This is a genomic window from Sinorhizobium fredii USDA 257 (assembly GCF_000265205.3).
Classification (GTDB): domain Bacteria; phylum Pseudomonadota; class Alphaproteobacteria; order Rhizobiales; family Rhizobiaceae; genus Sinorhizobium; species Sinorhizobium fredii_B.
Window position 1 is genome coordinate 3183165 of the sequence record NC_018000.1, and the last position, 25789, is coordinate 3208953.

Sequence of the window (25789 nt, forward strand, 5' to 3'; positions counted from 1 at the left end):
TGGCTTCTTGCTCGCCCACCAGAGCGGGGAGCGATGCTTTACCTAGCAGCGTCCGATCTTATTCCCGAAGCCGAGGAGCATCAGTATCAGGAATCGTCGGCGATATCCGTCGCTGCCGGGTTTCCGTTTCAGACTTGCTTTCGGGGAACAACTTGTATGGAGGAGCGTTGGCCTAGCGAAAGGAGAAATGATGATGGCCAACCCTGATCTGCATCAGTCTCATGACCTTATTGCCAGCGACCTGGTGATAGGGACCAACGTCTACGACATGAACGGCAATCACATCGGATCAATCGAGAGAATCATTCTCCAAAAACGAGGCGGCCGCGTAGCCTATGCGGTGATGAGCTTCGGCGGGTTCTTGGGAATAGGACACGATCATTACCCGCTTCCCTGGCAGATGCTGGATTACAACACCGGCCTTGGCGGCTTCCAGGTGAACATCACGAAGGAACAAGTTGAAGGAGCTCCCAGATATCCTGCAGACCGGGAGTTTGACTGGAGTCCTGAGAGCGGCCGTCGCGTCTACGACTACTACGGAATTCCGCCTTACTGGGTTTGATGTCTCGTCGGTGAGGCGATGCGCCGTCATGGCGCGGTAGCTGTGGCGCATGTGGGCGGCAGTATCGCCCGACTGGCCGGCAGCACTGTCGCCAGGTGGAACTGATATCTGACTTGCGGGTGACCTACGACCGCTTTTCGTCCGCCACGTTGCGAAACAACTTTACATCCACGGCGTCCTTTGATTTGTCAGGCACAGTCTTTCGTCTCGACCGCTTGGAGGAGCAGAATGAAGTTGTTGCGTTACGGGCCTGAAGGGGCAGAAAAGCCGGGCGTTCTGGATAGTGCCGGCCGAATTCGCGATCTCTCGGCGGTGATCGCCGACGTCGCCGGTGAGGCGATCGCCGATTTCGGCTGGGCGCGCGGTCTCGACATCGAGAGCCTTCCGGTGGTCGAGGGCGCGCCTCGGGTCGGCGCCTGCGTCGCCGGCAGTGGCAAGTTCATCTGCATCGGCCTCAACTACGCGGACCATGCGGCGGAATCCGGCCTCGAGGTCCCGCCGGAGCCGGTCGTCTTCATGAAGGCGACTTCGGCAATCGTCGGCCCGGACGACAATGTCATCATCCCGCGCGGCTCGGTTGCAACCGACTGGGAAGTCGAACTCGGCGTGGTGATCGGCAAGAAAGCCAAATACGTGTCGCGAGCCGAAGCGATGGACCATGTCGCCGGCTTTTGCGTCATTAACGACGTCTCGGAGCGTGATTTCCAGACGAAGCGCTCAGGCCAGTGGACCAAGGGCAAGTCCTGCGACTCCTTCGGTCCGACCGGTCCCTGGCTCGTCACCCGCGACGAGATAGCCGATCCGCAAAACCTCGCGATGTGGCTGAAGGTTAATGGTGACACCAAGCAGAATGGCTCGACCGAGACGATGGTCTACGGCGTCGCCTATCTGGTCAGCTATCTTTCGCAGTTCATGACGCTGCATCCGGGCGACATCATCTCGACCGGTACGCCGCCCGGCGTCGGCATGGGCTTCAAGCCGCCGCAATATCTGAAGCCCGGCGACGTCATCGAACTCGGCATCGAGGGCCTCGGCACGCAGAAGCAGACGGTGGTTGCCGACGACTGATCTGGCGGAGCAGGGATTGCGGCCGCCGCGGTATACCCCTTCTCCCCGTCACAACGGGGAGAAGGTCGTGGCTGCGGATTGAGGGGCCATGAGGCTCCTGCTAGGCCTTCAGTCGCCCCTGCCGCTTGAGCTGCTGCTCGCGGAAGAAAATGAAGAGGCCGGAGGCGACGATCAGCCCGGCGCCGAGCACCATCGACAGGTGTGGCGTGTCGCCGAAGATCAGCCAGCCGAAGATGATCGCCCAGAAGAGCAGCGTGTATTGAAGCGGCGCGACCGTCACAGCATCGGCAAGCTTCAGCGCCCGGTTGACGAGAACATGGGCGAGCATCGCGACGACGCCGAGCAGGCAGAGGAGTGCTGTATCGACCGGCTTCAGCGGCGTCCAGTCGAAGGGCGCCCAGAGGAGGCCGGCTATCGCCGCTCCGACGAGCTGCCAGAAGGCGAGCGTCGCATCCGGCGTGCCACGCAGCGAGCGCCCGGACACCATCATGACGGCGAAGCACATGCTGCCGAGGATCGATATCAGCGCCGGCAGGGTGAAAGCCTGCGACGAAGGTTCCAACGCGATGATGACGCCGACGAAACCGATGGCGATCGCCGTCCAGCGCCGCCAGCCAACATGCTCCTTCAGCAGGAGCGGCGAGGCGGCCGCCACATAGATCGGAGCCGCCAGCCAATAGGTCATGACATCGGCAAGCGGCAGATAGACGACGGCGAAATAGAAGGCGAAAACCTCCGCAGTCGAAGCGACGACGCGGGCAAGCTGAAGTCCGGGCCGCTCCAGGGCGAGGAGCTTCTTCGGGCCGCTGACCCAGAGAAAGGGGGCAAGAAGGATCGCCGCGGCAAGACTGCGGATCAGCACCACCTGGCCGACCGAGTAGGTCGCCACCAGCCACTTGCCCATCACATCGTTGAGCGAAAACATCAGCATGCCCAAGAGCATGACTAGCACGCCGGCGCGGGCGGCGTTTGATGCGGTGGATACGGCAGCGGGTGCGGTCTCGACGGCCATGGCGGAGTCCTCGTGGGATGGGCAGCCATTGGCATATTCCGGCGCCGCAATCCATGCTTCGTTCTTGATCAACCCATCAGCGTTGCGAATGAGACGTCAAATTGACCGGATCAGGGGAACGGGAGGGATAATCCGGTGATGCGCTAACCGGCCAACCGCATCTCGGTCGCGGTGAGGTCGCCGTAGAGCTCCGCGTATCTGGCCGCACTGCGGTGCCAGGAGCTGTCCGTCTTCATCCCCTGCCGTTGCAGCCCCTCCCAGATGCGCCGGTGCCGGTAGAGGTTGAAGGCGCGGCGCAGTGCCAGCCGCAATCCGTCCGTATCGACCGGGGAGAACTGTATTCCCGTGGCCGCTTGCGCCTGCAGGGCTGCGACATTGGCGTCGATGATCGTCTCCGAGAGGCCGCCGGTCCGCGCCACGACCGGCACGCAGCCATATCTGAGCGCGTATAGCTGCGTCAGGCCGCAGGGTTCGAAGCGGGAGGGAACGAGCATGGCGTCTGCCCCGGCATGTATCTTGTGGGCGACCGTCTCCTCGTAGCCGAGCCATAGGGCTATATGTTGTGGAAAACGCCGGGCGGCGTCCAGGAAAGCGTGTTCGATCTCCGCGTCGCCATTCCCGTGGACGATCAGCCGGCCATCCATGGCAACGATTTCGTCGACGACGGCCGCCAAAAGATCCATGCCTTTCTGCCATGTCAGCCTGTTGATGCTGGCGAAGACCGGGCCACTCGTCTGCGGCAGTCCGAAGAGCTCGAGCAGCGCCTCGCGATTTGGAAGCCGACGCAGAGGCGTTCTCGCCGAGTATTGATGTTCAATGTACGGATCTGCCGAAGGGTCCCAGACGTCGATATCGATGCCGTTGAGGATGCCGACTACGTCGTCATGACGCGCATTGATCACGCCCTCAAGGCCCATTCCGAAGGTCGGCGACATGATTTCGCGCGCATAGGTGGGGCTGACCACGGTAATGGCATCCGCGGCCTGCAGGCCTCCCTTGAGGTATCCGAGATCACCATAATATTCGAGACAGTCGACGGAATAGGCCTCGTTCGGCAAGCCAAGCTCGGAGAACAGGTGGGCGGGAAACTGTCCTTGGAAGGCGATGTTATGTACGGTCAGGACGCGCGGAATCTGGACGTCGGCGTATTTGACGTAGACGAGGCTCAAGGCCGCATGCCAGTCGTGGGCGTGAATGATGTCCGGTCGCCAGTGCTGCACGAAGCCGCCTGCGATTTGCGAGGCGACGAAGGAGAAGGCGGCGAAGCGCTTCCAGTTGTCCGGATAATCCACCCCATACTCGTCGGTGTAAGGACCGCCCGATCTATAGAAGAATCCCGGCGCATCGAGCACGAAAAGATCCAGCCCGCCGGCCCGTCCAGCAAGGAGCGTGGCGCTTTCCCCGAAAAGACAATCGTAGCGGGCGATCGGGGTTGCTCCGGCGTCGAGCGCCTCGACGACGGAACCGTACCCAGGCACGAGTGTGCGTGTGCGAATCCCGTGCGATTTAAGCGCCTTGGGGAGCGAACCGGCAACATCCGCCAGCCCGCCGGTCTTCACAAAAGGGAAAATCTCGGCCGTCACGGAGAGAACGTTCATAGATTGCGTTTCCGGAAATCTGCATTGGCCTTGCTGGCCAATCGCCGCCCCACGTTGCAACTCCTTCAACACGAACCCGTGCGCAAAGTTCCGGCTTCGATTCGAAAATTTTTAGAAGGGCCGTTGCGGCGCAGCGACAGTGCCATTCTCTGGCGTATCTGCCGCCAACGACCTCAACACCGATCCGCTTTAAGCGTACAATCCGGGTAGTCGCGCGCTCGTTCGATGTAGCCAACATGAAGGAGACAGGTGATGACTTTCAGCTTGATGAGCCCCGCCTTTGCCGAAGGCCAGACAATACCGAAAAAGTACACACGCTTCGGCGAGAACATCTTTCCGCCACTGAAATGGACGGGTACGCCCGGTGGAACGCAGAGCTTCGCATTGGTCGTCGAAGATCCGGACGCCGTCAGAGGGGTGTTTCGCCATTGCGCCATCGTCAACATTCCCGGCAACTGGACCGAACTTTCTCAAGCCGTCGATACCGGACCGGAACATGCCATCAAATTCATCAGGAACGATTTCGGCAACGCCCGTTATGACGGACCGCAACCGCCGGCAGGAACGGGCGTGCATCACTATCACTTCAAGCTCGCTGCGCTGAACACCCGCAACATCTCGATCTCGGACGATGTCGGCGCAGCACAGGCCTGGGCCGAGGCCGGCAAGCACCGGATCGCAGAGGCGGATCTGATCGGCATCTATCAAGGCTGAACGCACCGGGACGACGTCGACCGTTCGAGCTTTCGAAAATTCGGCGCCGGGGGAACCAACTTCGGCGGCCAAGGTTTCGTGCCCATTCCGTCCTCGCTCAAGGAGTGCTGCAATGGCCAAGAAACCCTCCGCGCCGAACAATTCGAAGTCAGCCACCATCCATGATCAGAAAGCGACCCGCGGCAACGGCGGAGAGCTTCATCAGACTGCCGAAGGCGACACCCCCATCTTGACGACGGCGCAGGGCGGACCGGTGGCCGACGACCAGAACAGTCTGCGCGCCGGCGAACGCGGCCCGACATTGATCGAGGATTTCCATTTCCGTGAAAAGCTCTTCCATTTCGATCATGAGCGTATCCCGGAGCGCGTCGTGCACGCACGCGGCTATGGCGCGCATGGTTTCTTCGAGACCTATGAATCACTTGCCGCCTATACGCGGGCGGACCTGTTTCAGCGTCCCGGCGAGAAGACACCGGCCTTCGTTCGCTTCTCGACGGTCGCCGGCAGCAAGGGCTCCGTCGATCTTGCACGCGACGTGCGCGGCTTCGCGGTCAAAATCTACACCAAGGAGGGCAATTGGGATCTGGTCGGCAACAACATCCCGGTTTTCTTCATCCAGGACGCGATCAAGTTTCCGGATGTCATTCACTCGGTGAAGCCGGAGCCCGATCGGGAGTTCCCGCAGGCCCAATCGGCCCATGACAATTTCTGGGACTTCATCAGCCTGACGCCGGAAAGCATGCATATGATCATGTGGGTCATGTCCGACCGGGCTATCCCGCGTTCCTTCCGCTTCATGGAGGGGTTCGGCGTTCACACCTTCCGCTTCGTCAATGCCAAGGACGAGTCGACCTTCGTCAAGTTCCACTGGAAACCGAAGCTCGGGCTGCAGTCCGTCGCCTGGAACGAGGCCCTGAAGATCAATGGTGCGGACCCCGACTTCCACCGGCGCGATCTTTGGGAAGCCATCCAGTCGGGCAACTTCCCCGAGTGGGATCTCCACGTGCAGCTCTTCGATCAGAAGTTCGCCGACAAGTTCGACTTCGACATTCTCGATCCGACCAAGATCATTCCGGAGGAAGTCCTGCCGACGAAGCCGGTCGGGCGCCTGGTTCTCGACCGCATGCCGGAGAATTTCTTTGCCGAGACCGAACAGGTCGCCTTCATGACGCAGAACGTGCCGCCGGGCATCGACTTCAGCGATGATCCCCTGCTGCAGGGACGCAATTTTTCCTATCTCGACACGCAGTTGAAGCGGCTCGGCAGCCCGAACTTCACGCATCTGCCGATCAACGCGCCCAAATGTCCCTTCCAGCACTTCCAGCAGGACGGCCATATGGCCATGCGCAACCCGGTCGGCCGGGTGAACTACCAGCCGAATTCCTGGGGCGAGGGACCGCGCGAGTCGCCGACGAAAGGCTTCCGGCATTTCGCGTCGGAAGAGCAGGGACCGAAGCTTCGCATTCGGGCGGAGAGCTTCGCCGATCACTACAGCCAGGCCCGCCAATTTTTCATCAGCCAGACCCCGCCCGAGCAGCGCCATATCGCCGATGCCCTGACCTTCGAATTGAGCAAGGTGCAGACGCCGGTGATCCGCGAGCGGATGGTGTCCCATCTCCTCAACATCGACGAGACGCTTGGAAAGAAGGTGGCGCATGCTCTCGGATTGCCGACGATGCCGAAGCCGGCCGAAGCCGCCGTCGCCACGCGCCAGGACCTCAACCCGTCGCCGGCGCTCAGCATCATTGAGCGTGGTCCGAAGCGTTTCGAAGGTCGCAAACTCGGAATTCTGGCGACGGACGGCGCGGACGCCGCGCTTCTCAATGCTTTGATCACTGCGGTCGCGGAGCAAAAGGCGGCGTTTGAGCTCATCGCTCCGAAAGTCGGCGGCTTCACCGCCTCGGACGGAAAGCGGGTCGCAGCCCACCAGATGCTCGATGGCGGCCCATCCGTGCTCTACGACGCGGTGGTCCTACTTACGTCGCAAGAGGCGGCCGCCGATCTCATCGATGTCGCCACCGCCCGCGACTTCGTGGCGGACGCCTTCGCCCATTGCAAATATATCGGCTATGTGGGTACGGCGCTCCCCCTCATGCAGAGAGCCGGCATTGCCGAGTCTCTTGACGAGGGAACGATCGAGCTCACAGACGCCGGGAGCGTCGCCTCCTTCCTCAAGGAACTCGGCAAGCTGCGTGTCTGGGCGAGAGAGCCCGCCGTGAAGCTGAAGTAGGCCAGCGCCGGTAAGGGAGTGAAGGATGCCGTCACCCGCGCATCGAAAATCGACCAAGGAGGCCGGGAGCTTGCGCCCGACCGCAACGGCGAAGGCGGCCAGGGGAATGGGATCCCCCGCCGCCTTCCCGCTGCCTGTCAGCACGGCGCCGATGGAGGCACGCTCCGCTACGGAGCTTCCGAGCGATGTGGTGTGGCAGTATGAGCCGAAATGGGACGGCTTCCGCTGCCTTGCTTTCAAGTCCGGCGAGGAGGTTGATCTCCGGGCAAAATCCGGCAAGCCGCTGGGACGTTTTTTCCCGGAGATCATCGCGCTCATGCGCCAGCTGGACGCCGCGCAATTCGTCGTCGATGGTGAACTTGTGATCGAAGTCGATGGGCGTCTTTCCTTCGACGCCCTCCAGATGCGCCTGCATCCGGCGGCAAGCCGAGTCCAGAAGCTCTCGCAACAAACGCCTGCGCGCCTCATCCTCTTCGACATGCTTGTCGACACGGACGGAGCAATCCTGACCGGCAGGCCTCTCGTCGCCCGGAGAGCGGCACTCGAAGCCTTCGCCGCAGAGAATTCCGGTGCGGCGCAGCTTGAGCTTTCGCCCTTCACCCTGGACCGGCATGAGGCCGAGCGCTGGCTCACCTCATGGGAAGCGGGCGCCACCGACGGAGTCGTGGCAAAGCGGCGCGATGGGCCTTACGAGTGCGGCGAGCGGGCGATGCTGAAGGTCAAACGCCTGAAGACGGCGGATTGTGTCGTCGGCGGTTTCCGCTACGAGAGCGACAGCGAAGAGGTCGGTTCTCTCCTGCTTGGCCTTTACGACACGGACGGGACGCTCAACCATGTCGGCTTCACCGCAACAATTTCCGACAAGGAGCGGCCGGCCTTGACGCGTCGGCTCGAGGCCTTGCGGGAGCCACCCGGTTTCACCGGCAAGGCGCCCGGCGGTCCGAGCCGCTGGAGTACGGAGCGCAGCGGCGAATGGGAACCGGTCCGCCCCGAATTGGTCGTAGAAGTGCGATTCGATCACGTCAGCAGCCGGCGCTTCCGTCACGGCACGAAGCTGATGCGCTGGCGGCCGGACAAGGATCCGCGCCAATGCACCTATGAGCAAATCGAGCCTCGATGAGGGGGCTAGAACTTGCGGCTGAGGAAAGGCGAGTTCTTTAGCCCAAAGCGCCAGGGATGCTCGACCGCCTTGGAAATCCCGACGCGAAGGCCGGCAGATACGGGCGGCCGCTTTGCCGTCGGGCTCAATCGAAACGGTTTTCGGTCGAGCGGCAAGCCATCTTCTTTCTTGCCGATCGCCAAGGCCTGACCGACCCGTCCCGGACCGGAACAGAGCAGTCTGTCCTGCGAAACGCCGCGCCGCTCCCGCATCGTCTCCAGCCCCCATCTTGGCTCGATGGCGCGGATGAGCACGGCACTGCCGGGCAGGCAGACGAAATTCAGGCACCAGTGGAGGCCGTAGGATAGATAGACATAGGCATGTGCCGGCGGGCCGAACATCGAGCGGTTGCGGTTCGTGGCGCCGGTAAAACTGTGCGAGGCCGCATCGTCAGGCAGATAGGCTTCCGTCTCGACGATGATGCCGCCGACTTCGGAGAGCGCGAATTCCGCGCCGATCAGATCGGCGGCGACCGTAACGGCATCGCGTGCAAAGAAGCTGTCGTCCCACTGCAATCGATAGAGCTCCCCGATCTGTGCCGCTCCTATGTAGTCTCCCATTTCGCGCTCGCCAACGTTGCGCCCGGATTCCTGGCGCAGCCACTGAGAACTTTCCGCGAACATCCGAAGCATGTAGTGTGGCATCGGAGACCCAACCGAGGACCGGATAAAATGGCGCAACGAGCAGGCAATGCGGATCTACCGCTGCATGGCGGCCGTGTTCCGAAATGGCTCGGCGACCGCATGACGCGGCTCGGCACGCTGATTACCGAGGCGATCGTCCACCATTACGGGCGCGATGAATTCCTGAGGCGGCTTGCCCACCCGTTCTGGTTCCAGTCCTTCGGCGCGGTCATGGGCATGGACTGGCATTCGTCGGGGATCACCACCAGCGTTATCGGCGCCTTGAAGCGCGGCCTCACGCCGCTCTCGGGCGAGCTTGGCATTCACGTCTGTGGCGGCCGCGGTCAACATTCCCGCAAGACGCCGGGCGAACTTATCGCGATCGGGGATCGCATCGGATTTAACGGTGCCGCGCTTGCCGATGCGAGCCGCCTCGTTGCCAAGGTCGACAGCGCCGCCGTTCAGGACGGCTTCGATCTTTATCTCCACGGCTTCATCGTCACCGACGACGCGAAATGGGTCGTCGTCCAGCAGGGCATGAACGGCGACCGGCGCCAGGCGAGACGCTATCATTGGCTTTCCGAAGGCTTAGAAAGCTTCGTAGATTCGCCCCATGCGGCGATCGAGGGGCGCGGGCAGGGCAAGATCATCAATCTGGCGGACCGGCGCGCGGCGCGCTCGCGGGCAAGCCAGGTCGATCTCCTGAGCGCATTCGGGCCCGATGGGCTGGTGCGCGAGGTGGCGATGATCGAGTCTCGCGGACCCGCCTTGGCGGCTCCAGCTCAGTTGATACTGCCGCATCTCGTCATGCCGGCCCATCACGATGTGCGCGAAAGCGACGTGAACATGCGACGCCTGCACGCCAATTTTGCCGCCGCGGCCGATCGCGGGCCGAAGGATTTCGAGGAATTGCTTCTCGTGCCGGGCGTCGGCGCACGCACCGTCAAGGCGCTCGCCATGATTGCCGAGGTGGTCCACGGCACGCCGTGCCGCTTTTCCGATCCGGCCCGCTTTTCGCTGGCCCATGGCGGCAAGGACCGCCATCCCTTTCCGGTGCCGCTCAAGGTCTATGACGAGACGATCAATGTGATGAAATCGGCGGTTGAGAAGGGGCGGCTCGGGCGAGAGGAAGAACTGGCCGCCTTGAGGCGACTCGACGAGCAGTCGCGCCGAATGGAGCGTTACGTCACCGGGCCGGACCTCAAGGAGATCGTTGCGGGCGAGTTCAGAAATTCGCCCCGTTTTGGCGGGCGGAGCGTGTTCGGCTGGGAGCGGGAGGCAGAAGTAGGTCAAAGGGACGATGCGGGTGCCGCCGTCAAAGGCCGCACCCGCAACTGAGCTGACGGGAACAATCACCGTAGCGGTCGATTAGAGTCGACGAGCGTTGCGAGACAGGCCCAAAGCTGAAGGAGGTTCCGGTGAGCGCTTCGAAGACCACGACCGATCACGACACGATCCGCAAATGGGCAGAGAGCCGCGACGGCCACCCGTCACGCGTCAAGGGGGCATCCGACGGCGGTTTGCTGCGCATCGACTTCGGCAAGCCTGAGCAGAGGCTGGAGGAAATCTCCTGGGAAGATTTTTTCAGGATTTTCGACGAGAACAAGCTGGCCTTCCTCTACCAGGACCAGACGGCGGACGGAAAAGTCAGCCGCTTCTTCAAGTTCATCGACCGCGACTGAGCGGCGCACCCACTTGGAACCCTTTCCTTGAGCGGCGGTTTCCCTGAGGCGCAGTGCGTTTGTCAGGCGCACAAAGATCGCTGTGGCACCTTTGAATCGCTGCCTTTTTTTATCGGCTTCGATTTTAAGGAAACATGCAGTAGTCCATGGAAGGACTTCATGATGCTCGCCATCAGAAAGACGGTCGCTGAGGAGGAAATCGAGGAGCGACGCCCACCGTTGTCCGAGGCCCGGCCGCGGGCAACGAAAGACCTTTTGCCCATGAAAGCCGAAGAGCGTGAAAACCTGGACGACCCGAAGTCGCTCTTCTGGCGCGGCGTGTGGATGGTCGTCTTCTAGCGCCAATCGAGGCGGCGCCACGGGTGAACCTGGATCGCTACCGGGTCGCCATGAGCCTTTCGATCTCCTCCAGGCCCGCCTTCAGCTTCTGGATTTCCTCCCGCTTCTCGGCGACCACATCCTTTGCTGTTTCAATCCGGTCGGCGCCCGGCAGTGTGCCGATGGCGGTATGCGCCTCGGTCGCAATGGCATCGATTTCGGCCTCGAGTTCGGCGATACGTTCACGCATGTCAGTGATCTGTTGCCGTACCGTCGTCTGCGATTGCTTTGCATGACGCGCCGACGCTTTGATTGGCTCGTCGACCCCCGGCGGATCGAGTGGGCGTGCAGTCGAGGAGGAACGGGTTTTTCCGTGCTTGCTCATGGCTCGTCTCCCGTAAGCGCTCATAACGTCAGGCAGCCGCCGTTGTTCCCACAAGAGTAATGCACCACAGCAGGATGCGGATTTTCTCGCAGCTGTTTTTCAGGCGGACTGGAACTTCCTCTCGCGAAGGCCGTTTTCATGAATCATGTCCGGGAGGGAACCCATGCATGCCGAAGAATGCCTGCAGCTTCATTTTGATCTGATGAGCGGTAGAGCGCTGCTCTCCTGCGGCGACAAGGACTATGTGTTGCCCGATTTTTACCCCACGAAGGAAACGGCAAGGATCGCCGCCCAGAAATTCGCCTGGGAGAAGCTCGGCTGGAAGGACCGGGTGCGCGAATTTCGGCAGCCCTCCGAGTTGCCCGTGTGGCTGCGCTGAACCGCCCTAGGCCCGATGCGCAAGAGCATTAAAAAGACGACGAAATGGTCGCAAGAGGTGACAGTGCATAGCAACGCACTGGACATCGAGCACGGCATTTTTGCTTCGGACGATCCGCGGAAGATTGCGCATTCACTGAAACGCTCGGCCGAAGCGAGCGACCGGCGTAAATCGAGCGCCTTTCGGTCCGCCATGTCGATGCTGACCTTCTATATCAATAGGGCCGGGTCTGGATTGGACGACGAACAGAGGCGCGTCCTCGAAAAGGCGAAGGACGAACTCAGAAGGGATTTCGGGCGCGAGCCCAAAGGCTGAATTGCAAACGAGGACCCCGGATGACATTCAAACTCTATTACTGGGACGGAATTCCCGGCCGCGGCGAATTTGTGCGCCTCGCACTGGAGGAGGCGGGCGCCGACTATGTCGATGTGGCGCGGCAGCCGGGAGGTACGGGTGCGATGCTGAAGCTGATGAAAGATGCAGGGGGTGCGACCCCGCCCTTCGCGCCACCCTTCCTGATCGACGGAGAACTGGTTATTTCTCACGTCGCCAATATTTTGTTCTACCTCGGCCCGAGGCTGGGGCTGGCACCCGAGGAAGAGGGACTCCGTCATGTGGCCAACGGCCTGCAACTGACGATCACCGATTGCGTTGCGGAGATCCACGACACGCACCATCCAATCGGCGTGTCGCTCTATTACGAGGAGCAGAAGCCGGAAGCGTCGAAGCGTGCGGCGAACTTTCTGAAGGAACGGCTGCCGAAGTATCTCGGCTATTTCGAACGTGTTCTCACCGAAAACCCCAAGGGCCGGAAGCATAGTGTCGGTGGGCAACTGAGCTATGTCGACTTATCGCTGTTCCAGCTGGTTGAGGGCCTGCGCTACGCATTTCCAAACGCCATGCGTGCCAACGAGGAGCATGTGCCGGCGCTGCTTGCGATGCACGATGCGGTTGCGGTGCGGCCGCGGATACGCAGCTATCTGGCCTCCAGCCGGCGATTGGCCTTCAACGAATCCTGTGTTTTCCGCCACTATCCCGAACTCGACCGACAGTCCTGAGCCGTTTAGTCGACATGGGCCGCGATCTTGGCGAGGTCCTTGACGAAGCGGTCGCGTTCGGCCGCCGCGTCCTCTCGGCTCTGGATCCTCAGCAGATAGGACGGATGGATCGTGACAAGAACCGGGTAGCCGGCGGGCGTGGCGATCAGGTCGCCGCGGTTCTTCATCACGCCGGCGCGGCGTCCCAAGAGCGATGAAAGCGCCGTAGCGCCAAGCGCGACGACGACCTCGGGGTGAAGCTTCTCAAGCTCCGCGCCGAGCCACCAGGAGCAGCGCTGGATCTCTCCTGCATTCGGTCGTGAATGCAGTCGGCGCTTGCCTCGTTGCTCGAACTTGAAATGCTTGACCGCATTGGTGAGATAGCAGCTTGTTCGATCAATACCCGCCTCATGCAGGCACTCGTCCAGAATGCGTCCGGCCGGCCCGACAAACGGTCGGCCCGCCAGATCCTCACGATCGCCGGGCTGTTCGCCGACAAGGACGACGCGGGCCTTGCTGGGTCCTTCGCCAAACACCAGCTGCGTCGCATTCTTGTAGAGGTCGCAGCGCTCGCAGCCCTCGGCCTGTTTGCGCAGCGCTGCAATGGAGGGGGCCTCGGCGTACTCGCCGGAGAGGGCCGGACCCATTTTGACAGGTTCAGTCGGCATGTGTTTCAAGGCGCTGGCCTCGGTCCCATGTCAATCGTGCAATGGACTAAACCGACAGGCTAGGGCCATGTTCCGTCCCCCCAAGCTAATTATGCCGCACGGCAGCAACGATACCCGGCCCCGACAGTTCGGACCCGTCCAGAGTTTCGCCGCCGAAAATCGGTTCCCCATGGATCGGCGGAACGGACTGTCGCTCGGCCGAGAGATTGGCGCGCAACTCGAGCACCGGGCCGAACGACCAATCGATGGCGACAATGCCGTCACGGGCGGGATAGACCTCGAAACTCGGAAGATCGCATTGGCCCATCAGAGGTGCGATGTGCCGCTGCCGGATGTCGGCAAGTTGGCGGATGAAGGCGAGATGTTTCCTGCCGGCCTCGCTCTCCGCGCGTTCCCAGCAAAGCTTCGAAGCGGCAAAGGTTCGGGGATCAAGCGGATCGGGAAGATCATCGACCGTCTTGCCGCGCGGCATGCCGCCGAAATTCTCGGCCTCCCCTTGCCGCCCTCGACGAATGGCCTCGCCGAGGTCGCCCCGAAAATCGGCGAAGAACAGGAACGGCTGGGTTTCCCCATATTCCTCGCCCATGAAGAGCAGCGGAATTTGCGGCGAGAGCATCAGCATTGCTGTCATCACCCGCAGCTGATCATTCCTGGCGAGCGAAGCGAGGCGCTCGCCGAAGGCCCGGTTGCCGATTTGATCGTGGTTCTGGAGGAAACTCACCCGCGCCTGCGGTGGCACCGTGCCTTCCGGCCGATGAGCCGCAGGTTTCTCGGTCGTTTCACTCGCGGCGAAGCCCTCAGTCATGGCTTCGCGCATCGCCTGCCACGGGCGCTTGGCGAAGGGACGATAGAAGCCCCGTGCCTCGCTTGTTGCGACAACATGGAGCCCGTGGTGGAAATCGTCGTTCCACCCGGCGGTGAAGTGCGCGATCGACCCGTCGCCATTGCGCCGCACGAGCTTGCGGCGGCGGGTCGCATCCTCGATCACGAGATGGACGCTGCGATCGACAAAAGTCTCGCGTACCTCGCGCGCCAGGACGGCAAGAAAATGCGGCTCGCTGGTGTCTCGTATCTGGTCCGTCGCATCGAGGCGCAGGCCGTCAAAGCGGAAGTCCCGGAGCCAATAGAGGGCGTTCTCGATGAAGAAGCGCCGCACCGCGGGCTCCTCGAAGGCGATCGAAGCCCCCCATGGGGTCGGCCGATCGCCATTGAAGAAACGGCTGGCGTAGCGGGGGAGGCTGTTGCCCTCCGGTCCGAAGTGATTGTAGACGACGTCGAGCAGGATCATCATGTCGAGCCCGTGCGCCGCATCGATCAGCGCCTTGAGATCGTCGGGCGTCCCATAGACATGGTGCGGAGCATAGGGTAGAACGCCATCGTAGCCCCAGCCGCGCGAGCCCGGGAACTCGGCGACCGGCATGATCTCGATGGCGGTGATCCCCGCCTCGGCGAGATGCGGCAGCCGCCGAGCCGCCGCTCGAAAGGTGCCCTCCGGAGTAAAGCAGCCGACATGCAGCTCTGAGATGATCGCCTCTTCCCAAGGACGGCCGCGCCAGGAGGCCGCTTTCCACTCATAGGCCGAGTGATCGACGAGCACGGACGGGCCGGAAGCTCCCTCCGCCTGGGCGCGGGAGGCGGGATCGGCAACGCGGGTCCCGTCGGAAAGCTCGAACCAGTAGCGGTCTCCCGCTCGCGCCCGGCCGGAGACCTCGAACCAGCCGCCGTCGAGCGCGCGCATGGCGTGCGGGGCGCCATTGAGAATGAGGCGAACCGCACGCTCGTCGGGCGCCCACAGGCGAAAATGTGCATCATCGCCGGAGGTCAGGTCGGCGCCCCAGGTCTTCCGGACACGGCTGTGCATTCGTCTTTCCCTTGCTGCTGTCGAGATCGGCAAGAGACGAAAACTGCCGGGATGCGTCGAAAGTTCCGCTGCACCCGTTCGTTGCCGAGGCTCGGCAGGAACAAAGTTGCCGCCATCGGCGTTGCCCCCTCACTTCCAGGACGCTGCAGGGGGCGCGACGACACGAATGAATGTGGCTTTCTCCGAACTCGATTTCCTGAAGCCGGAGCTTGGCGCCGAATACACCGGCCAGGGCACGCATTTCGCGATCTTTTCCGCGCATGCCGAGAAGATCGAACTTTGTCTCTTTTCCGAGGATGGCAGCAAGGAAACGGCCCGCCTGCCGCTGCCGAAGCGCGAAGGCGACATCTGGTCCGGATACATCGAAGGGCTCGGCCCAGGGACGCTTTACGGCTACCGCGCCTACGGGCCCTATGACCCGCATAACGGCCATCGTTTCAACCCGAACAAGCTGCTCCTCGATCCTTATGCCAAGCAGGTGGCCGGTGAGTTCGTCTGGGACGACGCGCTGTTCGGCTACACGATCGGCAGCCAGGAGGGCGACCTTTCCTTCGACGAGCGCGATAGCGCCCCATACATGGTCAAGGGCGTCGTTCAGGATCCGAACTTCGACTGGGCCGGCGAAGAGGCGATCCGCCGGCCCTGGACGGAGACGATCATCTACGAGACCCACCTTCGCGGCATGACCATGACGCATCCGGACGTGCCGGACGAATTGCGCGGCACCTTCCTCGGCATGGCAAGCGACCCGATCATCGATCATCTGATGAAGCTCGGCGTCTCGGCGGTCGAGCTTCTGCCGGTGCAATATTTCCTCGACGACCGCTACCTCACCGAGCGAAGCCTCAGGAACTATTGGGGTTACCAGCCGCTCGGCTATTTCGCGCCGCATGCCCGCTACCTGAAGGGCACCAGGATCACCGAGTTCAAGACGATGGTGAAGCGCTTCCATGCCGCCGGCATCGAGGTTCTGATGGACGTCGTCTACAACCACACCGCCGAAGGTTCGGAGCAGGGGCCGACCCTCAGCTTCCGCGGCCTCGACAATCTCAGCTATTACCGCCAGTCGCCGGAGCAGCCCCGACATACTTATGACATGACCGGCACCGGCAATACGCTGAACGTGGCGCATCCCATGGTGCTGCGCATGGTGCTCGATAGCCTCCGTTATTGGGTGGGCGTCATGCACATCGACGGTTTCCGCTTCGATCTCGCGAGTGCCCTTGGGCGCGAATACATGGAGTTCGACCGGGAAGGCGGGTTCCTCGATGCGATCAGGCAAGATCCGATCCTGGCCGGCGTCAAGCTGATCGCCGAACCTTGGGATATCGGCGACGGCGGCTACCAGCTCGGCGGTTTTCCGCCGCCCTTCCGTGAGTGGAACGATCGCTTCCGCGACGATATCCGGCGCTTCTGGAAAGGAGATGGCGGCGTTGTGCCGGTGCTTGCCGAACGGCTCGCCGGCTCACCGGTCCAGTTCAACCATTCCGGCCGCGCCGCAACAAGCTCCGTCAACCTTTTGAGTGCGCATGACGGCTTCACGCTGATGGATACGGTTTCCTACGCTGGAAAGCACAACGAGGCGAACGGCGAGGACAATCATGACGGCCACTCGGACAATCACTCCGACAATATGGGTGCCGAGGGGCCGACCGATGACCCCGAGATCGAGCAGGCGCGTCGGCGCCGCCGCTTTGCCATGCTTGCCACCCTGATGGTGAGCCAAGGCGTTCCGATGGTCCTCGGCGGCGACGAGCTCGGCAACAGCCAGAGCGGAAACAACAATGCCTATTGCCAGGACAACGAGATCGGCTGGCTTGATTGGAGCCGGTCGGACGACGCCCTCCTCGCCTTCTGCCGCAAAATGATCGCTTTCCGGCGGGAGCACCCGGTGCTGCGTCAGGAGTACTTCCTGGAAGGTGCCACGGACGAGCACGGACGCATCGAGATCGCCTGGTATAAGCCCGACGGCAGCCACATGGATGAGGCGGCATGGGGTGATGGCGAATTGCGCATCCTCGGTCTCTATCTCTGCCAGCTCTCCCCTGTCGAGGCGCCGGCGGGGGAGATATTCCTCGTCCTCAACGCCGGGGGCGACTGCGAAGTAGCGCTGCCCCCTGTGCACGGTTCGGAATGCTGGCTGTGGGCGCTCAACACGGCCGAGGAAGATGCCTTTGCCGGGTCCGTTGCCCACGATCGGGAAACGATCCCCGCGCAGAGCGTTGCCGCTTTCGTTCCGAAAGACCCCGGGTAAGAGGGCTTCGAGCTGGAGCATGCGGGCGGAACATTCGAGAGCGAGCGGGATTGTCGGAAGGAATGCATGGGATCATCCCATGTTTTCCGAGGAATGGAGGCAGGAATGCAAAATCCGCGTGAGCCGGACCCGACCCCGCCACAACCGCCGCCCTGGGAGCCGGAACCGCCCATCGGCGAACCTGAACCCGACCGCCTTCCGGACGAGGCGCCAGTACCGAATCCTGACGAGAATCCGCAGCCGCCCCAGTATGGCGGCGGCTCCGCCGAGTGATACTGGAATGGCTTTAAGCCATGGAACAAATGGGCGGTCGTCCCGTTTGAATTTTGCGACAAGGTGTTCAACAGCGAGGTAAGGGACATGGAAAACGACAGGGAAGAACTGATCAAGCGCAGGGCTTACGCGATCTGGGAGCAGGAAGGTCGTCCGGACGGCCAGGACCTGCGCCACTGGGAGCAGGCAGCGCGGGAAATGCAGCGACAGGGTGCATCGAACCCGCATGGACGCGAGAACCTCGAAAGCGAGGGAACGACCAATGCCGTGTCGACCCCGAAGCCGCCTGCGCCGCGCGGAAAACCCGCCAGGAACGGAGCGCGAGCGCACTGAGACGTGGCTTCCCGCCGATCTGCTCCGGCCTAGCGGACGACTTGGCTGGAGCAGGCATCGCCTTCCAAGAAAGGAGTAGGACAATGCATGTATCGGAGATCATGACCAGAGACGTTCATATGGTTACCCCCAATGACACGATAAGAGAGGTGGCGCGGCAGATGGCCGACAACGACATCGGCTTCATGCCGGTCGAGGACCATGACCGCCTGGTCGGTATGGTTACCGATCGGGACATCGTCGTGCGGGGCGTGGCGGACGGGCTCGATCCGCAGGCGAAAGTGCGCGACGTGATGACAACCGACGTCAAATACTGCTTCGAGGACGAGGAAGTGGACGACGTGGCGCGGAACATGGGCGACATTCAGGTGCGGCGCCTGCCCGTGGTCAATCGCGACAAGCGCCTCGTCGGCATCGTGTCGCTGGCTGACGCCGCTCGCGAGCAACCCTCGGCTGCGGGCACGGGCCTGAAGGGCGTGACCATGCCCGGTGGCGAGCACAATCAGGCCGAGCGGCACTGACACATCTCTCGCGAGAATCGGATTGGCGCCCTTCGGGGCGCCGACCAGGAGGGCAGCATGCCGCAGAAACAGGATAACGGAGATCCCGGGAAGCGTGGCCCCGCCGCGCAGCGCCCACATCGGGCATCGCCGTCGCCCGATGTGTCGTGGCCGGCGCGTCGCGTAGGCCCGCAGCCGCAAACGACGGGAGAGCGCCAACAGGCGACGCCGGAAAGCGCTTCCGGCGAAGACCATATAGCCGATGCTTCGGACGTCGGCAGCGGCGCACAGGACTTCCGTGCTGAGATGTCGGTTGACCCGCCACAACCGTCCCCACGCGATTACAGCGGCGGCAGTAAACCGATCAGGCCGAAACATCACGATAGCCGGAGCGTCGAGGAGGCCCCAACCCAGGAGTATCAGGAAAATAGTGACGACGGCACGGGTGGAGATGCCTGGAACAGGGTCCTCGGCAATACGACCAATGCCGGGATGCTTCGCTTGCTCGCTGCGATCGGCCTCTTCATTCTCGTGTCGGGGGCCTTCTTCTGGCTCGTCACTTGAGGGTTGGGGGGACACGAACCGGAACGGGCGGAGAAAATGAATGTCGTTCTTGCGTGACAATGGACTGAGCATAACGCTGACCATCTTCACCGCTGCAACCATCGCAGGCATGATCTTCGCCGGCACGAATGCCTTCAATCAAGAGGCGATCATGCATGGCGAGCCGACTGTAACCGTCGCCAATTATCTCGCCACCGGACATTTCCTGTCCGCGCTCTTCGAAAACTGGGAAAGCGAGTTTCTGCAGATGGCGGCGTATGTCTGCCTCACGGCCTTTCTCTACCAGCGCGGCTCGGCCGAATCCAAGGACCCAGACGCTCCCTCGACGGACGTGGACGAGGATCCTCGCAAGAAGAAGAACGATCTAAAGGCCCCCTGGGCGGTTCGGCAAGGGCAACTGGTTAGGACGCTTTATTCCTACTCGTTGGGCATTGTCCTTGCAGGGCTGTTCGTCCTGAGCTTTGTTTTCCACCTGCGCGCCAGCGCCGCGGCCGGAAACATCGAGGCGATGCGCCACGGCGCGCCGCCTGTCGACCTCTGGACGCGACTGGCGGATGCCGAGTTCTGGTTCGAGTGCTTTCAGAACTGGCAATCGGAGTTCCTCTCCACCTTGCTGCTGGTCCTGCTCTCCATTTTCCTACGTTTTCGTGGATCGCCGGAGTCCAAACCGGTCGCGGCTCCGCATGCTGCAACCGGAAAGTAGGCGGCCGCCAGCCCGATTCGCTTCGGCGTTCCGACACTGATGTCGGAACGCCGATATCGTATGCGGTGCAGGTGCGCCGGTTACTGCTGTGCGGGGGCCTGCTGCGCCGGCGCGCTGCTCTGAAGTTTTTCCTCGACCTTCTTGGCCAGAGCCGGATCGTTCTGTGCGGCCGTCAGAATCGTGGTGTATTCCTCGACCGATATGTTCGGGGAAGCCTCTACGGCCTTGACCATCTGCTGGCTGGCTTCGCTCTGCAGCTTTTCCTTTGCAGCTGCATCCTGCGTCGCCCCGATCTTTGCGGAGTATTCCTGCCGGACCTTGTCGACTTGGAGATAGGCGACTGCGAAGGCCTCGATCTTCTGTTCGCTGATGGGGCCGCCCTTGGCGCCCGTCTGTGCCGGGGCCTGTGGGGCCGGCTGTGTTGCCTCTGCCTGGGCGAGTTCCAGCGCCGATGCCGGGCTGATGACCATCAGGCTGAAGACTGCAGCGGTCAGCGATGCAACGGGGGTGTAACGAGTGATCATATTCATTCCTCTTCGACGTGCATGTCGTGATCGGCAGCAATACCGCCTTGCTCAACCGCTCCGTGTTGAATCGCGACGGAGCGGCGATCGACCATGTCGCCCTCAGAAGTGCTCGGTTAGGCAATGTCGGGGCAATTTGCTGACCATTGCGCGGCAGCTTTGTGGCCGGCGAGCCTTTCAAAGCGTAAAAATAGATACAGCCAGAGGTGGCGGCAGTCGGCGTCGGTTTCAGGGTCCGGACCCTAGTTCACACGCTTGCTGGCTCGGATCGCGTAACGGTGCTGGCTCCGTCGCGCGAGTCCCTTGAAGAAGTTCCAGTTCTTCGCCTGCGTCCGATGAATCTCGTCCAGATCGGTGTCGACATCAATGTCCATGAAGCCGGTGGCACGGAGAAGTTCGACGACGGCCTCGGCGCGTGCCCCGTCGGAGAAGTAGACGCGGGAGAGGATGTTTCGATGGGTTTCCATCATCTCGCGTGAGTGCATGAGTGCATCCGGCTTGAAAATCCCCACGCGCTGTCCCCAGTTGCTGAATTTCGAGAACAGCCGCTCCAGCGCACTCGTACTGACGAAATCGCCATCGACGATCAGAAGCGTGCCGCCGGGTTTGAGTACGCGCAGCCATTCGGCGAAGGCTGCGGCCGGATCGACCAGCGTCCAGACCAGATGCCTGTTGACGATCACGTCGTAATGATCGTCCGGCTCCATTGTGCTTTCCGCATCGCCGATGCGGAAAGTGATGGCCCGCTTGCGGTTTCTTGCCTTCTGTCGCGCCCGTTCAAGCATGGGCTCGGCCCAGTCCAGCCCGGTGACCCTGAAGCCGAGGTCGTCGAGCAGATGCGAGATGACGCCAGTGCCGCTGGCGAGGTCGAGTGTAGCGCGACCATCGCCGCGACCGAGATGGCGCAGGAAAAGGCGATGCCAGGCGGCGCGCTCTTCTTCGGAGAAGATCTCGTGTCCCGGTGAGAGATCGAAAGTGGCGGCACGTTCTGACCAATAGGCCTTGATTTCATCGCGAAGATCGTAGTTCCGGCCCGCCGTCACGTCGCTCATTCTTGTCCAGTCCCCTCCCGGTTTGGAAGCGTTCTAAAAGATATATGTTGACTGGTAAAGTCATGAAATATTAGAAGGCAGCGGTTTTCCAAAGGAGCAGGGATCAATGAAGGTTTTCAACAGGGTGGCCGCCGCGGCCATGGGCCTGTGCGTCCTATTTTCAAGTGCTGCGCTCGCTGAAACGGTCAAGGTGAAGGACATCACCGGCCGCGAGGTCGAGGTCAGCGTCCCCGTCAAGCACGTGATCTTGGGCGAAGGACGGCAGATATATTTCGTCGGCGCCCTGGACAAGGACGAGCCCTTCAAGCGCGTCGTCGGCTGGCGCGACGACCTGGCGAAGGCCGATCCGGAAACCTATGCCGCCTATCTCGCCAAGTATCCGGACATCGCCAAGCTGCCGGCCTTCGGCGGCATGAAGGACGGAACCTTCGATATCGAGCAGGCGGTCGCGCTGAAACCCGACGTCATGCTGATGAACATCGATGCGAAGACGGCGACGGAAGAGGCCGGCTATATCGAAAAGCTCGAGAAGGTCGGCATTCCGCTCGTCTATGTCGATTTCCGCGAAAAGCCGATGGAAAACACCGAACCGAGCATGCGCCTGATCGGCAAGCTGTTCGGCGAGGAGGATAAGGCCGAAGAATTCATCAAGTTCCGCGCCGACAGCATCGCCGAGGTGACCGACGTTCTGGCCAAGGCCAATCCGAAGAAGCCGCTCGTCTTCGTCGAGCGCGCCGGCGGCTATTCCGACGATTGCTGCATGTCGTTCGGCGATGAGAATTTCGGCAAGATGGTCGAGTTCGCCGGCGGTACCAACATGGCCAAGGACATCATTCCGGGTACGTTCGGTACGGTAAATCCGGAGCAGATCATCGCATCGAACCCGGACCAGATCATCATCACCGGTGGCAACTGGGAAGGCTACGTGCCGGGCGGCAACTGGGTCGGCGTCGGCTATGGCGCCGACGAGAAGGAAGCGTTCCGCAAGCTCGAGAACCTCACCAAGCGCCCGGCCTTCACCGATGTGAAGGCGGTGAAAGAAGGCAATGTCCACGCCATCTGGCACCAATTCTACAACAATCCGTATCAGTTCGTCGCCATCCAGCAGATTGCCAAGTGGCTGCATCCGGACCTCTTCAAGGATATCGACCCGGAGGCGACGTTCAAGGAGTTGCACGAACGCTTCTTGCCACTGCCTTACAAGAGCGGCTACTTCGTGTCGCTGAATGTCGGCCAGTAAAAGTCCAGATCGGAGGGCGAAAGCCCTCCGATCGTTTTTGACGAGGTTTTGCAATGCGGATCCTGAGCTGTGTTCTCCTGACGCTTGTCGCAGCAGTGCTGGTGGCGTCGACCTCCGTCGCGGCCGAAATCACCGATGTCACCGGCCGCAAGGTCGAGATCGAGCTTCCGGCCAAGCGGATCCTGCTCGGCGAGGCGCGCCAGATCCACGTGGCGGCGGCGCTGAAGGGCAAGCATGTCTTCGACACGATCGTCGGCTGGCGCGACGATCTGATCAAGAAGGATCCGGATTCCTATGACGGCTATCGCGAGCGCTTCCCGGCGATCGAGAAGCTGCCGCGCTTCGGCTATATCCCGAGCGGCGATTTCAGCCTCGAGGCGGCGATCGCGCTGAAGCCGGACGTGCTGACGCTGAACCTGGAAGCCCAGCAGGCCATCGAGGAATCGGGCTTCATCGACAGGGCAGCAGCCGCTGGCATCGCCGTCGTCTATCTCGATTTCCGCGTCGACCCGGCGAAGAACAGCGAGAGATCCGTCGAGATCCTCGGCCAGATATTCGGCGCCGAAGCGCGGGCCAAGGAATTCATCGAATACAGGCGCGCCCAGATCGCCGTCGTCACCGAACGGCTCGCCAAAGCCGGCGCGATCGCGCGACCAAAAGTGTTCATCGAGCGCTCTCCCGGCATAACCGGCGAATTTGCCTGCTGCCGGACCTTCGGGCCGGCGAACTTCGGCGAGATGGTGGAGAAGGCCGGCGGCCACAATGTCGGCTCTGATGTGATCACCGCGACCTTCGGCGATCTCAATCCCGAGCAGCTGGTCGTTGCGAACCCAGATCATGTGATCGTCACCGGCAGCAACTGGTCGGCCGAGTCCGACGTCAATCAGTTCGTCAGCGTCGGCCGCGGCGCCGATCCTGACGCCGCGCGCGAGCGGCTGAAGGGGCTGATGCAGAGGCCGGCCTTTGCCGCGCTGGACGCGGTGAAGGCGGGCAGGGTGCATGCGGTCTGGCATCAGTTCTACGGCGCGCCCTACGAGTTCGTGCCGATCCAGCAGTTCGCCAAATGGTTTCATCCGGCGCTTTTCGCCGATATCGATCCGGACCGAACGTTCCGAGAATTCCACGAGAAGTTCCAGCCGATCGCCTATCGGCCCGGCTATTTCGTCTCGCTGTCGGATGGAGGTGAATGATGGTCGCGATCGCCGATGAAATCGCCGGTGTCGAAGGGCGTGGCCGCTACCGCGCCCTTGTTGCACGCCGGCTGCTGATCCTTTCCGGCCTTATCGCCGCTTTGTTTCTCTCGGTTGCGGTCGACATGGCGCTCGGACCGGCGAACTATCCACTTGCCGATGTCCTGACGGCGCTGTTCCGGTCCGAAACGGTGAGCGACCAGCTTCGCGTGGTGATCTGGGACATCCGCATGCCGATCGCGCTGATGGCAGTGACGGTCGGGGCGTCGCTGTCGGTCGCGGGCGCCCAGATGCAGACGATCCTCGCCAATCCGCTGGCGAGCCCATTCACGCTCGGCATCTCCGCAGCCGCCGGCTTCGGCGCGGCACTCGGCCTCGTCGCCGGCGTCGCGATCTTTCCCGTTGCCGTTCATTACATGGTACCGCTCAACGCCTTCCTGATGGCGATGCTGGCGGCGCTCTTCATCCATTTCGCCTCGACCATGCGCGGGGTAACCGTCGAGACGATCGTGCTTCTCGGCATTGCCCTCGTCTTCACCTTCAATGCGGCGCTGTCGCTGCTCGAATACCTCGCTTCCGAACAGGCGCTCGCCGCTGTCGTCTTCTGGACCATGGGCAGCCTCACCAAGGCAACCTGGCCGAAGGTCTGGATCACCGCGGCCGTACTGGTTTTTGCCGTGCCGCTTTTTGCCCGCCATGCCTGGGCGCTGACGGCGCTCAGGCTCGGCGACGACAAGGCAGCGAGCTTCGGCATCAATGTCCGCCGGCTCAGGCTCGAGACGATGCTGACGGTCAGCCTGCTGGCGGCGATCCCGGTCTCCTTCGTCGGCACGGTCGGCTTCGTCGGCCTCGTCGGCCCGCATATCGCCCGCATGCTGGTCGGCGAAGACCAGCGTTTCTTCCTGCCGGCCTCGGTGCTCTGCGGCGCGCTCTTGCTTTCGACGACCTCCGTCGTCAGCAAGATGATCATTCCAGGCGCGGTGCTGCCGATCGGCATCATCACGGCGCTCGTCGGCGTTCCGTTCTTCTTCGTACTGATCTTCACCAACAGGAGGCGGGCATGGTAGCCATCAGGCTCGACAAGGTCGGCGCCACCTACGCGCGGCGAACCGTGCTGTCGAACATCAATACGGGTGAGCTCAGAGGCGGGCGCCTGACCGCGGTCATCGGGCCGAATGCGGCCGGCAAATCGACGCTCTTCAAGCGCATTGCCGGTCTGGCAGCCGGTCCCGGTCTCGTCCACCTTACCGATACGGAGAAGGGCCGGGAGACGATCTGCTACATGCCGCAGGACACCGGCGCCAATGCGGTGCTGACGGTCTACGAATCCGTCCTGCTGTCGGCCAAGCAGGGTTCCGGCTGGAAGGTGAAGGACGACGAGCTTGCCGAAATCGACCGGGTGCTTGCGGCACTGAGGATCGACGACCTGGCATTTCGCGGGCTCGGCGAGCTTTCCGGTGGCCAGCGACAGCTCGTATCGATCGCCCAGGCGTTGGTTCGCCAGCCCGAGATCCTGCTGATGGACGAACCGACCTCGGCGCTCGATCTGTTTCGCCAGATCGAAGTGCTCGGCTTCATGAAGCGACTGTCCGGTCAATCGGGCATGGCGGTGCTGATCGCGTTGCACGATCTGAACCACGCGCTACGCTATTGCGACGATACGATCGTCATCAGCGATGGCTCGGTGGCGGCGAGCGGCCCGACCGAGGCGGTGATCACCGCCGACATGCTCAAATCCGTCTACCGTGTCGAAGCCCGCGTCGAGGCCTGTTCGCTCGGCCGACCCGTCATCATCGTCGACGATTCCATTCCTCTCCGGTGAACTCCGGTGGTCGCACCGACGCGGTGCGACCACCGGAG

Annotated in this window: 29 protein-coding genes; 21 read left to right on the forward strand and 8 right to left on the reverse strand. The window is 62.2% G+C overall.

Annotated features, from left to right (window positions below):
• Positions 1-193: 193 nt before the first annotated feature.
• On the forward strand, positions 194-562 hold the full coding sequence (locus USDA257_RS14685) for a PRC-barrel domain-containing protein (protein ID WP_041415285.1): 369 nt from the start codon (positions 194-196) through the stop codon (positions 560-562).
• Positions 563-790: 228 nt separating this feature from the next.
• On the forward strand, positions 791-1630 hold the full coding sequence (locus USDA257_RS14690) for a fumarylacetoacetate hydrolase family protein (RefSeq protein WP_014763763.1): 840 nt from the start codon (positions 791-793) through the stop codon (positions 1628-1630).
• 100 nt (positions 1631-1730) lie between these two features.
• Here USDA257_RS14690 and USDA257_RS14695 read toward each other — a convergent pair whose 3' ends face one another.
• A complete protein-coding gene (locus USDA257_RS14695) occupies positions 1731-2642 on the reverse strand; it encodes a DMT family transporter (RefSeq protein WP_014763764.1) in 912 nt (303 codons plus the stop codon).
• A 143-nt stretch (positions 2643-2785) separates the two neighbouring features.
• Positions 2786-4240 (reverse strand): glycogen synthase GlgA, encoded by a 1455-nt coding sequence (glgA, locus tag USDA257_RS14700; protein WP_041414242.1) that lies wholly within the window; start codon positions 4238-4240, stop codon positions 2786-2788.
• A 252-nt stretch (positions 4241-4492) separates the two neighbouring features.
• On the opposite strand from glgA, the gene USDA257_RS14705 reads away from it, so the two are divergent.
• The 3 genes from USDA257_RS14705 to USDA257_RS14715 all read left to right on the forward strand — a co-directional run bounded on the left by USDA257_RS14705 (position 4493) and on the right by USDA257_RS14715 (position 8304).
• Positions 4493-4954: a YbhB/YbcL family Raf kinase inhibitor-like protein gene (locus USDA257_RS14705; RefSeq protein WP_014763766.1), complete on the forward strand. Its 462-nt coding sequence runs from the start codon at positions 4493-4495 to the stop codon at positions 4952-4954.
• A gap of 112 nt (positions 4955-5066) precedes the next feature.
• Positions 5067-7184, forward strand: coding sequence for a catalase (katE, locus tag USDA257_RS14710; RefSeq protein WP_014763767.1), 2118 nt, complete (start codon positions 5067-5069; stop codon positions 7182-7184).
• A gap of 25 nt (positions 7185-7209) precedes the next feature.
• Positions 7210-8304, forward strand: a complete 1095-nt coding sequence (locus USDA257_RS14715; protein WP_014763768.1) for an ATP-dependent DNA ligase — start codon at positions 7210-7212, stop codon at positions 8302-8304.
• Positions 8305-8309: 5 nt separating this feature from the next.
• Here USDA257_RS14715 and USDA257_RS14720 read toward each other — a convergent pair whose 3' ends face one another.
• Complete coding sequence (locus tag USDA257_RS14720) at positions 8310-8903, reverse strand: DNA-3-methyladenine glycosylase (RefSeq protein ID WP_086018053.1); 594 nt, start codon at positions 8901-8903, stop codon at positions 8310-8312.
• A gap of 111 nt (positions 8904-9014) precedes the next feature.
• Here USDA257_RS14720 and USDA257_RS14725 point away from each other — a divergent pair, with 111 nt between their 5' ends.
• The 3 genes from USDA257_RS14725 to USDA257_RS37845 all read left to right on the forward strand — a co-directional run bounded on the left by USDA257_RS14725 (position 9015) and on the right by USDA257_RS37845 (position 10987).
• Entirely contained in the window at positions 9015-10304 is a 1290-nt protein-coding gene (locus USDA257_RS14725) for a DUF763 domain-containing protein (RefSeq protein WP_014763770.1), read from the forward strand.
• Between the two features lie 80 nt (positions 10305-10384).
• Complete coding sequence (locus USDA257_RS14730) at positions 10385-10648, forward strand: hypothetical protein (protein WP_014763771.1); 264 nt, start codon at positions 10385-10387, stop codon at positions 10646-10648.
• Positions 10649-10675: 27 nt separating this feature from the next.
• Positions 10676-10987 (forward strand): hypothetical protein, encoded by a 312-nt coding sequence (locus USDA257_RS37845; RefSeq protein WP_223843436.1) that lies wholly within the window; start codon positions 10676-10678, stop codon positions 10985-10987.
• A gap of 37 nt (positions 10988-11024) precedes the next feature.
• Here USDA257_RS37845 and USDA257_RS14740 read toward each other — a convergent pair whose 3' ends face one another.
• Positions 11025-11351, reverse strand: coding sequence for a hypothetical protein (locus USDA257_RS14740; RefSeq protein ID WP_014763773.1), 327 nt, complete (start codon positions 11349-11351; stop codon positions 11025-11027).
• A gap of 163 nt (positions 11352-11514) precedes the next feature.
• Between USDA257_RS14740 and USDA257_RS14745 the strand changes: the two genes are divergently transcribed.
• From USDA257_RS14745 to USDA257_RS14755, 3 genes are read left to right on the forward strand one after another with little or no spacing between them, the layout of a single operon-like run.
• A complete protein-coding gene (locus USDA257_RS14745) occupies positions 11515-11730 on the forward strand; it encodes a hypothetical protein (protein WP_014763774.1) in 216 nt (71 codons plus the stop codon).
• A 15-nt stretch (positions 11731-11745) separates the two neighbouring features.
• Positions 11746-12045, forward strand: a complete 300-nt coding sequence (locus USDA257_RS14750) for a DUF3175 domain-containing protein (RefSeq protein ID WP_014763775.1) — start codon at positions 11746-11748, stop codon at positions 12043-12045.
• 20 nt (positions 12046-12065) lie between these two features.
• The gene (locus USDA257_RS14755; protein WP_014763776.1) at positions 12066-12788 is read left to right on the forward strand and encodes a glutathione S-transferase; all 723 of its coding nucleotides are present in this window, start codon (positions 12066-12068) and stop codon (positions 12786-12788) included.
• Positions 12789-12793: 5 nt separating this feature from the next.
• Here USDA257_RS14755 and USDA257_RS14760 read toward each other — a convergent pair whose 3' ends face one another.
• Together USDA257_RS14760 and treZ are read right to left on the reverse strand one after the other, a co-directional pair.
• Positions 12794-13435: a UdgX family uracil-DNA binding protein gene (locus USDA257_RS14760; protein WP_014763777.1), complete on the reverse strand. Its 642-nt coding sequence runs from the start codon at positions 13433-13435 to the stop codon at positions 12794-12796.
• 85 nt (positions 13436-13520) lie between these two features.
• A complete protein-coding gene (gene treZ / locus USDA257_RS14765; protein WP_014763778.1) occupies positions 13521-15296 on the reverse strand; it encodes a malto-oligosyltrehalose trehalohydrolase in 1776 nt (591 codons plus the stop codon).
• A gap of 166 nt (positions 15297-15462) precedes the next feature.
• Here treZ and glgX point away from each other — a divergent pair, with 166 nt between their 5' ends.
• The 6 genes from glgX (at position 15463) to USDA257_RS14790 (ending at position 19923) form a co-directional block, all read left to right on the forward strand.
• Entirely contained in the window at positions 15463-17550 is a 2088-nt protein-coding gene (gene glgX / locus USDA257_RS14770) for a glycogen debranching protein GlgX (protein ID WP_041414243.1), read from the forward strand.
• Between the two features lie 105 nt (positions 17551-17655).
• Positions 17656-17823, forward strand: a complete 168-nt coding sequence (locus USDA257_RS37145) for a hypothetical protein (protein WP_162832917.1) — start codon at positions 17656-17658, stop codon at positions 17821-17823.
• Between the two features lie 87 nt (positions 17824-17910).
• Entirely contained in the window at positions 17911-18156 is a 246-nt protein-coding gene (locus USDA257_RS14775) for a DUF2934 domain-containing protein (protein WP_014763780.1), read from the forward strand.
• A gap of 83 nt (positions 18157-18239) precedes the next feature.
• On the forward strand, positions 18240-18677 hold the full coding sequence (locus tag USDA257_RS14780) for a CBS domain-containing protein (protein WP_014763781.1): 438 nt from the start codon (positions 18240-18242) through the stop codon (positions 18675-18677).
• A gap of 57 nt (positions 18678-18734) precedes the next feature.
• Entirely contained in the window at positions 18735-19220 is a 486-nt protein-coding gene (locus tag USDA257_RS14785) for a hypothetical protein (protein ID WP_041414245.1), read from the forward strand.
• A gap of 40 nt (positions 19221-19260) precedes the next feature.
• Positions 19261-19923 (forward strand): DUF6766 family protein, encoded by a 663-nt coding sequence (locus USDA257_RS14790; RefSeq protein WP_014763783.1) that lies wholly within the window; start codon positions 19261-19263, stop codon positions 19921-19923.
• An 80-nt stretch (positions 19924-20003) separates the two neighbouring features.
• On the opposite strand, the gene USDA257_RS14795 is transcribed toward USDA257_RS14790, so the two are convergent.
• Both USDA257_RS14795 and USDA257_RS14800 read right to left on the reverse strand, forming a co-directional pair.
• Positions 20004-20447 carry a DUF4168 domain-containing protein gene (locus USDA257_RS14795; RefSeq protein WP_014763784.1) on the reverse strand — a complete coding sequence of 148 codons (444 nt, stop codon included), beginning with the start codon at positions 20445-20447 and terminating at the stop codon, positions 20004-20006.
• Between the two features lie 242 nt (positions 20448-20689).
• On the reverse strand, positions 20690-21499 hold the full coding sequence (locus USDA257_RS14800; protein ID WP_014763786.1) for a class I SAM-dependent methyltransferase: 810 nt from the start codon (positions 21497-21499) through the stop codon (positions 20690-20692).
• A gap of 106 nt (positions 21500-21605) precedes the next feature.
• On the opposite strand from USDA257_RS14800, the gene USDA257_RS14805 reads away from it, so the two are divergent.
• Genes USDA257_RS14805 through USDA257_RS14820 form a run of 4 tightly spaced genes read left to right on the forward strand, consistent with a single transcriptional unit; the run spans position 21606 to position 25751 of the window.
• Positions 21606-22739 carry an ABC transporter substrate-binding protein gene (locus USDA257_RS14805; RefSeq protein ID WP_014763787.1) on the forward strand — a complete coding sequence of 378 codons (1134 nt, stop codon included), beginning with the start codon at positions 21606-21608 and terminating at the stop codon, positions 22737-22739.
• A 53-nt stretch (positions 22740-22792) separates the two neighbouring features.
• Positions 22793-23929: an ABC transporter substrate-binding protein gene (locus USDA257_RS14810; protein ID WP_014763788.1), complete on the forward strand. Its 1137-nt coding sequence runs from the start codon at positions 22793-22795 to the stop codon at positions 23927-23929.
• On the forward strand, positions 23926-24996 hold the full coding sequence (locus USDA257_RS14815; RefSeq protein WP_014763789.1) for a FecCD family ABC transporter permease: 1071 nt from the start codon (positions 23926-23928) through the stop codon (positions 24994-24996). The genes USDA257_RS14810 and USDA257_RS14815 overlap by 4 nt, the downstream gene beginning before the upstream one ends.
• Complete coding sequence (locus USDA257_RS14820; RefSeq protein ID WP_014763790.1) at positions 24990-25751, forward strand: ABC transporter ATP-binding protein; 762 nt, start codon at positions 24990-24992, stop codon at positions 25749-25751. The genes USDA257_RS14815 and USDA257_RS14820 overlap by 7 nt, the downstream gene beginning before the upstream one ends.
• Positions 25752-25789: the final 38 nt, after the last annotated feature.